The sequence below is a fragment of the Microbacterium sp. K35 genome (genome assembly GCF_004794375.1).
Lineage (GTDB): Bacteria > Actinomycetota > Actinomycetes > Actinomycetales > Microbacteriaceae > Microbacterium > Microbacterium sufflavum.
On the sequence record NZ_SSDM01000291.1, the window covers coordinates 1 to 8749 of the forward strand.

5 protein-coding genes are annotated in these 8749 nt (G+C 70.4%); all 5 read right to left on the reverse strand.

What is annotated here, in order from left to right:
- Positions 1 to 39: 39 nt before the first annotated feature.
- Positions 40 to 1440: a threonine/serine exporter family protein gene (locus tag DW299_RS11300; RefSeq protein ID WP_136036643.1), complete on the reverse strand. Its 1401-nt coding sequence runs from the start codon at positions 1438 to 1440 to the stop codon at positions 40 to 42.
- 50 nt (positions 1441 to 1490) lie between these two features.
- Positions 1491 to 2519, reverse strand: a complete 1029-nt coding sequence (locus DW299_RS11305; RefSeq protein ID WP_136034775.1) for a fatty acid desaturase family protein — start codon at positions 2517 to 2519, stop codon at positions 1491 to 1493.
- 259 nt (positions 2520 to 2778) lie between these two features.
- The gene (locus tag DW299_RS11310) at positions 2779 to 6900 is read right to left on the reverse strand and encodes a DUF7927 domain-containing protein (RefSeq protein ID WP_136036644.1); all 4122 of its coding nucleotides are present in this window, start codon (positions 6898 to 6900) and stop codon (positions 2779 to 2781) included.
- A gap of 332 nt (positions 6901 to 7232) precedes the next feature.
- Entirely contained in the window at positions 7233 to 7667 is a 435-nt protein-coding gene (soxR, locus tag DW299_RS11315) for a redox-sensitive transcriptional activator SoxR (protein WP_136034779.1), read from the reverse strand.
- A gap of 112 nt (positions 7668 to 7779) precedes the next feature.
- The coding region (locus DW299_RS19090; RefSeq protein ID WP_205814379.1) for a hypothetical protein at positions 7780 to 8749 on the reverse strand (970 nt) is incomplete at its 5' end.

The window sequence follows — 8749 nt, forward strand, 5'->3', positions numbered from 1 at the left end:
CGACGCTCTTCCGATCTCGAAGACCAGGGCGCGCCCGCGTCAGCGCCGCACGCGCGCCCTGGTCTTCGCGACGCCCGCGAGGGTCGCCCGCACGGGGGTGCCGAGGTAGAGGCCGAGGGAGGCGCCGGAGGCGAGCGCGATGCCGATCACCGCGGCGTCGATGAGCGAGCCGCCCGTGGCGAGCATCCCGGCGGAGGTGCCCGCCGCGTGCACCATCTCCAGCAGCCCCTGGAACACCGCGACCCCGGGCACGAGCGGCACGATCGCCGCCGTGGTCACCGCGACCGAGGGCACGTGCAGGTTGTGCGCGATCAGCATGCCGACGAAGCTCGCCAGCAGCGCGCCGACCGCGCTCGCCGCCGCGGGGTGGAGGTGCAGCGCCACGGTGCCCGCGTACCCGGCGAGCGTCAGGGCGCTCAGCAGCGCGCTCACCAGGATGATCCGCAGTCCCGCGCCGTTGAACACCGCCACGGCGACCGCGATGATGACGGCACCGGCGAACTGGTTCAGCAGCGGCCCGAACGGGGCGGGGTCGTCGGGCAGCCCCATCGTGAAGCCGAGCACGCCGCCCAGCTCCAGTCCGACGAGGATGCCGATCACGACCCCGAGGGTCTGCATCGTGAGGTCGAGGATGCGGCCGCCCGCGGTGAGCGCGAAACCGTCGATCGCGTCCTGCGCGGCACCGACCACGGTGAGTCCGGCGAGCATGAGCACGATGCCGGACGCGACGATGATCGACGGCCGGATGCCCACGAAGGGCTCGACGCCGGCGCTGCCCAGCGCGGACACCGCGACCGCGACGACCGTCGTCACGAACCCGCCCGCGATCTGGCTGAAGAACAGGGGCACCCGCAGCCGCGCGAGCCCGGCCTGGGTGAGCGCGGCGCACAGGGCCGCGACGAACGTGAGCCCGACGATGATCGGGGAGGCGCCCAGCATGATGCTCACGCCCACCGCGAGCAGCGCACGGGCCACGATCACGACCGGCTGCTGGTAGCGGAACGGCATCCGCCGGATCACGCGGAAGGCGGTGCGGGCGGACTCCAGGTCGAGCCCGGCGTCGATGTCGGCGACCAGGGCCTGCACGCGCTGCAGCTTGGCGTGGTCGGGGGCGGCGACCCGCACCACGCGCACCAGGGTCTCCGGCCACACCTCTCCGCTGAGGTGGAACGACACCGTGATCGAGTTGTAGGTGACGTCGACCTGCACGCCCTTGAGCCCGTACGCCTCGCACACGCGGGTGATCGCGAGGGTCACCTCGTGCGCGGACGCCCCCACCGCGAACATCGACTCGCCGATGCGGGTCGCGAGGTCGAGCACGCGCGGCACGGTGCGCTCGTCGATGACGGGCAGGGCCTCGGTGTGCGCGACGCTCGACGGGTCGGTGTGCAGCAGCCGGCGGACCGAGGAGAGCAGTCGCTGGGGAGAACGCGCGGACATGGAGTCCATTCTCCCGCGCCGCGAGGGCGCCCCCGATCGGCGGGCGGCGGTCAGGCGCGGCGCAGCTGGGCGGCGGCGGGGCAGTCGAACGGGTCGCGCGCGGCGAGCCCCACCCGGTTGAGGTAGTCGATCACGATCGCGTAGGAGCGCACGAGGCTCGTCTCGGTGTACGCGATGCCGTTGGCGGCGCAGTAGTCGCGCACGATCTCCCGCGCCTTCGCCAGGTGCAGGCGCGACATGTTGGGGAACAGGTGGTGCTCGACCTGGTGGTTCAGGCCGCCCATGAGCCAGGTGACCCAGCGGCCGCCGTGGATGTTGCGCGAGGTGCGCACCTGCTTGGAGAAGAAGTCGAGCTTGGCGTCGGGCGCGATGATCGGCATGCCCTTGTGGTTGGGGGCGAACGACGCGCCCATGTACACGCCGAACACCGCGAGCTGCACCCCGAGGAACGCGAACGCCATCCCGAGCGGCAGCATCAGGAACACCGGGATCAGGATGATCGCGAACCGGGCGACGATGAGCGACAGCTCGATCCAGCGGCCCTTCACGTTCTTGCGGGTGAGCAGGTGCTTGAGGCCGATGTAGTGCAGGTTGAGGCCCTCGAGCGTGAGCAACGGGAAGAACAGCCAGCCCTGCTTGCGGGTGATCAGCCGCACGAGGCCGCGGGACTGCGCGGCATCGGTCTCGAGGAAGGAGATCGTGTCGACCTCGATGTCGGGGTCGCGGCCGACCTGGTTCGGGTTGCCGTGGTGGCGGGTGTGCTTCGAGTCCCACCAGTGGTAGCTCATGCCGACGATCCCGGCGAGGATGCGCGCGAGGCGGAAGTTCGCGGGACCGGACGACAGGATCTGCCGGTGCGCTGCCTCGTGCGCGAGGAACGCGATCTGCGTGAAGACGATGCCGAGCGCCGCCGCGATGAGCAGCTGGAACCAGCTGTCGCCGAGCAGCAGGAAGCCGGTGACGCAGCCAGCGAGGGCCAGCAGCAGGGCGCCGCCGACGAGCGAGTAGAACACGGGGGTGCGCTGCAGCAGCCCGGTCTCCTTCACCACCTGCTGCACGTCGCGGTACGCCCGTGTCATCGGGGGGAATTCGGCGGTGCCCGCGTAGGTCTGGCGGACGGGGCCGAGGGTGGAGGCGGGGGAGGCGGTTCGGGTGAGAGAGATGATGCTCTCCTGTCGATCGGGAGCCCTTGAGCTGTGGAAGCCAAGGGCGGATGCCGATCGCTGTCCTCAGGCTAACCCGGCCCGCATACGCCGCACGGCATGCGTCGAAGCGGCTCCGCAGATGACGAGAGCGGGGTGGCCGGATGGCCACCCCGCTCCCGTCGAGCACCGTCGACTACTCGGCGTTCATGTCGCTCCGACGACGGCGGGCGACGACGTACACGCCGCTGCCGATCAGCAGGAGCAGGAGCGCGATCGGCACCGACCACACCGGCAGCTCGCCACCGGTGGTGGCCAGGCCCGGCATCGGCGGCACGTCGTGCTCGGTGCGGCACGGCTCGTTGGCCGCGCAGCCGCCGCGCGGGTCGTCGGTGGTGACGACGTTGTCGATGTCGCCATCACCGTTGCCCGTGACGGTCACCGAGTAGGTGATCGTCACCACGTCACCCGCGACGAGGTCGCCGGTCCAGGTGAGGTCCACGCCGTCACGGGTCACGGTCCCCGCGGACGCGACCGCATCGTCGTTGTACGTGGCGTCGTCGAGCACCGCGGTCAGATCGTCGAGGATCCGCGCACCGGGGATCGGTCCGACGCCGGTGTGGCGCACCGTCAGGGTGTAGTCGATCACGTCGCCGCGGTCGACCCGTCCCGGTGCGGGGTCCGATGTCTTATCGAAGGTGTACGCGCCGACCTGGTGCACCGTGGCGCAGTCGGTCTCGCTCTGGCAGCCCGGGCTCGTGACCACGTTGGGCAGCTGCCCGTCACCCGATCCGATCGCCCCGACGGTCACGGAGTACGTGATCGTCGCGATCTCGCCGGGCGCGAGCGTCGCGTTCCAGGTGAGGTTCGCGCCGTCCATCGCCACCGTGCCGAGGCTCGCCGCCACGTCGCCGTTGTACGACGCGTCGTCGAAGACACCGGTCAGGTCGTCCGACAGCAGTGCGGCCACCGATCCGGCACCGTCCTGCGTGACCGTGATCGTGTAGTCGATCACCTGGCCGGCCGCGACCGTCGTGCCCGACACCGGGTCCGAGCTCTTCACGACGGCGTAGGTGCCGGTGTAGTGCTCGGTGGTGCACACCGACTCGGATTCGCAGCCGGGGCTGGTCACGACGTTGGTGAGCGTCGTGTCGCCACCCTCGACGACGGTGACCGAGTAGGTGATCGTCACCACGGCGCCGGGAACCAGGTCGCCCGTCCAGGCGAGCTGTGCCGTCGCCGGGTCGAACGTCGCGGCACCGCTGGTGGCGGTGATCGTGTCGTCCCACGTGGCGTCGTCCAGCACCTCGGACAGGTCGTCCGTGAGCGTCGCGCCCGTCACGGCGGCGAGGCCCGACTGGGTGACGGTCACGGTGTAGGTGATCGTGTCACCCGTGGCGACGTCGGTGCCCGGGGCGGGATCGGAGTCCTTCACGACGGAGTAGGAACCCGCGAGGTGGTTCGTCGTGCAGTCCTCCGGCGTGAGGCAGCCCGGGCTGGTGACCGTGTTGGTCAGGCTGGTGTCGCCCGCGGCGGTCACGGTCACCGAGTAGGTGATCGTGACGACGTCGCCCACGGCCAGGTCGCCGGTCCAGCTCAGCTCCTGCGTGTCCTCGTCGTAGTCGAGGTCACCCGCGGAGACCTCCGCGTCGTCGTTCCAGGTGGCGTCGTCGAGCACCTCGGGCAGCTCATCGGTGAGGACGGCGTCCTGCACCGCCCCGCTGCCGGTCTGCGTCACCGTCACCGTGTAGGTGATGACGTCCCCCGGCTGGACGGCCGTCCCCGGCGCGGGGTCGGATGTCTTGACCACGGAGTACGCCCCGACGAAGTGCTCCGTGGAGCAGACGTCGGCGGTGGCACAGCCCGGGCTGGTGACGACGTTGAGCAGGTCGGTGTCTCCGGCGCCGCTGACCCCGACCGAGTAGGTGATCGTGGCCACCTCGCCCGGCTGGAGCGTGCCGTTCCACGTGAAGGCGTTCGTCGCGGGATCGAACGACGCGGTGCCGAGGTCGGCCGCCAGGTCGCCGTTCCACACGGCGTCGTCGAGCACCCCGGTCAGGTCGTCCGTGAGCACGGCGTCGACCGCGCCCGTACCCGCCTGGGTGACGGTCACCGTGTAGGTGATGGTGTCACCGGGGGCCACGTCGGTGCCCGACGCGGGGTCGGACTCCTTGACCACCGAGTAGGTGCCGTACAGGTGCGTCGTGCCGCACGTCTCGGGCGAGGCGCACCCGGGGCTGGTGACCTGGTTGATCAGCGACTGGTCGCCGTCTCCGGTGACGGTCACCGAGTAGGTGATCGTCACGACGGCGCCGGGGGCCAGGTCGCCCGACCAGTCCAGCTGCTCGCTGTCCTGGTCGAAGGACACCGTGCCGGCGGAGGCGACGAGGTCGTCGTTCCAGGTGGCGTCGTCGAGCACGTCGGAGAGGTCGTCGGTCAGCGTCGCGCCGTCCACGGAACCCTGACCGGTCTCGGTGACGGTGACGGTGAACGTCAGCTTCTGATCATCGGACACGGTCGTGCCGGACGCAGGGTCCGAGGTCTTCACCACGGAGTACGCGCCGATCGGGTGCACCGTCGAGCAGTCGTCCGCGGTCGCACAGCCGGGGCTGGTGACCACGTTGCCGAGACTGTAGTCGCCCGCGGGCAGGTCGGACATGTCGTCGACGGTCACGGAGTAGGTGATCGTCGCGGTCCCGCCCACGGGGAGGGTGCCGTTCCACGACAGGGTGGTTCCGGTCACGTCGACCGTTCCCGTGCTGGCGGTGACGTCGCCGTTGTACGCGGCGTCGTCGAGCACGTTCGCGAGGTCGTCGGTGAGCGTGGCGTCCGCGGGGACGTTGCCCACCTGTGCCACGTCGATCGTGTAGGTCACCACGTCACCCGACTGGACCGACTCGCCGTCGGCCGGGTCGGACGACTTCACCACGGTGTAGTTCGCCGCGGGTGCGACGATGATCTGCTCCTGCTCGTCGACCGGCGTGAAGGTCCAGTCGTCGATGTGGCGCACGTCGCCCCAGGGGCCGTCGACGCCGTTGTTCGCGTTGTTGGGCTGGATGCTCAAGTCGCAGGGCCAGCCGTGCACGCCGCCGGGGACAGCGCTCGCGGTCCCCGCCCGTCCGTCCATCACGGGCGGAAGGCAGTCCGTGCGGTGATTCGCGAGCTCCAGGGTCGTGTCGTTCCAGTACAGGGTGGACGACCCGGCCGCCGGGCCGTTGATCGCGGTCACGGAGATGCCGCCGCGGCTCTCGATGTCGGAGTTGACGAAGTGGATCTCACCCGCCTTGGAGATACCGGCGCGCGCGGCGAACTGCGTCGTCGCGGGAATCGGTGCTCCGAAGGCGTCGAGTCCGTCGAAGGACACCGTCTGCACGCCGTCCCCGTTGACCGCCACGGCGATCAGGCGATCGCCCGCGGTTCCGTAGAAGCCGTCGGCGTCCGCGTCGACCCAGAGGTCGACCGAACCGACGTGACCGCTCGTGGTGAAGGTGAACGTGCCGGCGCGCGTGTCGTTGCCGGCGGGCGCGAACGCGAAGCCGGAGATGTCGGGTGTTTCCGGCGCGGGCAGCACGAAGTGGCTGCCGTCCACGGCAGAAGCCGACGCGGGGAGGTCGGCCGCGGGCGTCTCGAAGAAGATGTGGTACGGCACACCGCACGAGTCGCTCGGCTCGATGCCGGGGATCTCCGAGCCGGTGGGCGCTCCCATGGCCGCGCTGCCGTAGTACGGCGTGCACGTCCCTGGCAGCACGTTGCCGAACTGGTTCACCTGGAACCGGCTCGAGATGCCGCGGAAGTCCGAGTACGTTGACCGGTACTGGTAGCCCGTCGAGCCGACGTACCAGAGGTCGAAGGTCGCCGGTTCCGTGTCTTCCATGATGAAGTCGTCGGACCACACGCGGCCGGGGATCGGCGTGCCGCCCGAGCTGACGGTGATGTTCCACTGGAAGGTGCCGGCGGCGGCCTGCGAGTCGGCGACGGGACGGACGAAGTCGATCGTCCAGATGCCGCTGACCGCCGCCGTCTGGGTGCCGAACGTGCAGGCGGTGCCGACGACCGCGTCGGCGGCCACGGTGCACTCGAACGTCTCACCGGACGGCGATGTGGCCCGGAGCGTGGCCGACTGGGATCCGACCCCTCGCACGAGCTTCGAGATGTCGCCGGTGAGCTGTTCGCCGGCGTTGACGTAGGCGAAGAACTGGTTGGTCTGACGAAGCGTCGTCGTGCCCCAGCTCTGGGTGGCCTCGGCGCTCGGAGCGGGGCCTCCGAGCGTGCTCACCCCGACCAGTGCCGAGGTGACGAAGAGCGATGCCAGGAGCATGCTCGTGAATCGGCGCACGCGACCGGGTGGTCGCGAGAGTACTGCTGCTGTGGAATCCACGGGTATCCCTTCAATGGTTGGTCGATCACGCCGGCGCGACGACACCGTGCGACGACGTGATGATCGGTTCCCTCGCGGACGCGCACCCGCGCCTGGCTGTCGGGACAGCCCGCGACCGTGAGGACGGCAACACGGATGGACGTGTGCCGTCTAGAAGGTAAAGGGTTACTCGTTACCGGCACAACGCCGTTCGGACGGCCTGGCGGCCCGGCGCAGAGGTCTGGCCGATCGTCGGATCCGCGCTGGACGAACGTCGAGCGCGGCGTGCCCGGTCAGATGCGGCGGGGGCCCGGACCGTCGTCGCCGAGGGTGTCGTCGGGATTGAGCAGGCGGCACGCCTTGAGCGACAGGCAGCCGCAGCCGATGCACCCCGTGAGCTCGCGCTGCAGGTGTTCCAGCTGGGTGCGACGCTCCTCGAGCTGTGTGCGCCACAGCTTCGCGACCCGGCGCCAGTCGGCGTGCGAGGGCGGCGTGTCGATGGGCAGCGTCTGGAACAGCTCCTGCACCTCGCTGAGCGGGATGCCGATGCGCTTGGCGACGACGATCAGCGAGACGCGGCGGAGCATGTGCCGGCGGTAGCGGCGCTGGTTCCCCGCGGTGCGCGTCGACGAGATGAGGCCGAGCTGCTCGTAGAAGTGCAGCGCGGAGGGGGCGACGCCGGTGCGCCGGGTGACTTCGCCGATCGGAAGCAGGTCTTCGGGTTCCATCGTGCGCTCCCTTCGCTCGACCTCAACAATAGATGAGGTCTGCGCGGGTGCGGGGCGACGACGGCGCCCCTCCACCGGAGAACGGGGAGGGGCGCCGTGGGGCGAGGACGGCTCAGCTCGCAGGAGCGGAGCGGAACGTGCTCGACCGGGAGGGGATGCCGTCGGGCAGGAACGGGGCGGAGCCGACCTCGACGGGCGGGTCGTCCTTCGTGTGGCGGTTCCACAGCTGTCCCGGCACGGCCAGCAAGAACTCGTCGATCTGGACGACGGCACCGGCCGCCGGGTCGATCGACAGCCGATAGCGCTGCTCGTCGGAGGCGTAGGCGAGCACCTTGACCGCCGTGGAGTCCTCCTCGACCGTGATGCCCGGAGCGAGGGCGAGGGCTTCGAGGAAGGTCGCGCGGTACTCCGGCGATCCCGTCTGCAGCAGGGTCGAGGTGGAGAGCGTGGAGAGCATGTGCTCGGCGGCGGGCACGTCGTACCGCTCGTACGTCGATTCGAGGATCCCGCTCTCCTCCAGGTCGTCGACGAGCTCCGCGGACTCGGCGATCTCCGCGTCCATCAGATCCTTCATGCCCTGGGTCCAGGCCTCGAGGAAGGCGGCGGGGTCGTGCGGGAAGTCCGTCGGCGACACCGGAAGCGTCTCCCGTGACACCTCCATCGAGTGCGGGTCCTCGGTCACGGGCGGCGTGCCGAGGGGTCCGATCTCCGTGCTGCCGTAGTAGTCGTTCCACGCGGCGGCCACCGTGGCCTCGTCCCCGTAGACGTCCGTGGAGTGGAAGCGGATCTGGTCGGTGACGTGCAGGGTGCCGTCGGCGTCGAGCCGGTATGTGCCGCTCCACTGCGACACGACGGCGCCGGTGGCTCCGGCGCGGATGTCGCCGAAGGGTGCGAACACGGTGTTCGGGCCGCCGACCATCCCGAGGTGCCTGGTGGTGATGGTGACCGCGGTCATCTCCGAGGCGGGGGCCGCAGCCGCGGCGGCCCTGATGGACGCGGCGGTCTCGGTGAGGTACTCGGCGGCCGACGCGGCCTGCGGCTGGCTGACGACCCCGGGCGGCGCCACGGCGATGGCGGTCACG

Excerpts from the sequence above, each read along its gene's own strand:
- DW299_RS11310 (WP_136036644.1), bottom strand. The coding sequence starts at position 6,900 with ATGCTCCTGGCATCGCTCTTCGTCACCTCGGCACTGGTCGGGGTGAGC.
- DW299_RS11300 (WP_136036643.1), bottom strand. The coding sequence starts at position 1,440 with ATGTCCGCGCGTTCTCCCCAGCGACTGCTCTCCTCGGTCCGCCGGCTG.
- soxR (WP_136034779.1), bottom strand. The coding sequence starts at position 7,667 with ATGGAACCCGAAGACCTGCTTCCGATCGGCGAAGTCACCCGGCGCACC.
- DW299_RS11305 (WP_136034775.1), bottom strand. The coding sequence starts at position 2,519 with ATGACACGGGCGTACCGCGACGTGCAGCAGGTGGTGAAGGAGACCGGG.